The organism is Streptomyces sp. DT190 (genome assembly GCF_049846985.1).
GTDB lineage: Bacteria > Actinomycetota > Actinomycetes > Streptomycetales > Streptomycetaceae > Streptomyces.
In genome coordinates this window covers 1-617 of sequence record NZ_JBNCNM010000071.1, presented here as the reverse complement: position 1 = coordinate 617, position 617 = coordinate 1, and the positions used below count along the sequence as shown (strand labels likewise).

At 71.0% G+C, this 617-nt stretch carries 1 protein-coding gene and 1 pseudogene; one reads left to right on the top strand and one right to left on the bottom strand.

The features are described from left to right. A partial coding sequence (locus ACPXCS_RS39635) for a multicopper oxidase domain-containing protein (protein WP_425952364.1) occupies positions 1–117 on the top strand: 117 nt, incomplete at its 5' end. A gap of 407 nt (positions 118–524) precedes the next feature. Here ACPXCS_RS39635 and ACPXCS_RS39630 read toward each other — a convergent pair. Then, positions 525–617: pseudogene (locus tag ACPXCS_RS39630) on the bottom strand (glycoside hydrolase); the annotation flags it as partial.

Here is a 617-nt window from a genome sequence, read left to right as displayed (position 1 = left end):
AAGAAGAAGCTGTCCGTCTTCTTCGACGCCGACAACCCGGGCCAGTGGATGCTGCACTGCCACAACGCCTACCACGGAGAGGCCGGGATGATGGCCAACGTGGCCTACCAGGCCTGACATTCACCTCGCGCCCCCGGGCGGGCCGTCGACCGCCGACGAGCCTGCCCGGGGCAGTGCGCGGCGAGTGAACGTGGGGCGGCACAACTGTCGGCTCAGCCGGCAACCGCCACAGAGGTGGACCACCCTACGACGGGAGTGGCCGGACATTCAGGTGCGCTGGCCCGCCGGAGCAGCAGCAGGACCAGGAGCACCACGGCCGCGGCCCGGCCGACACCGCCGCACCGTGACGACAACCGGCCCCCTGCGCGCCACGGACGACGACCGGCGGATACGACGCCTCATCGAGCCGTACCATCCGCTCGGTAGTCTGCGCATCGCGGCCGGTTCCCTGACCGCGGCCATCGGCCTCGTCGTGCCGCTGCTGGTCGTCGACCGGCAACCGGGCCCTTCTACGCCACCGCGCCTCAGAGCACGCGTACCGCCCCGGTCGGGGGATCCCAGGAGAGGTCCTTCTCGGCGATGCCCGTGGACGGGTTCTGCGCTCCGACGAACTTGCC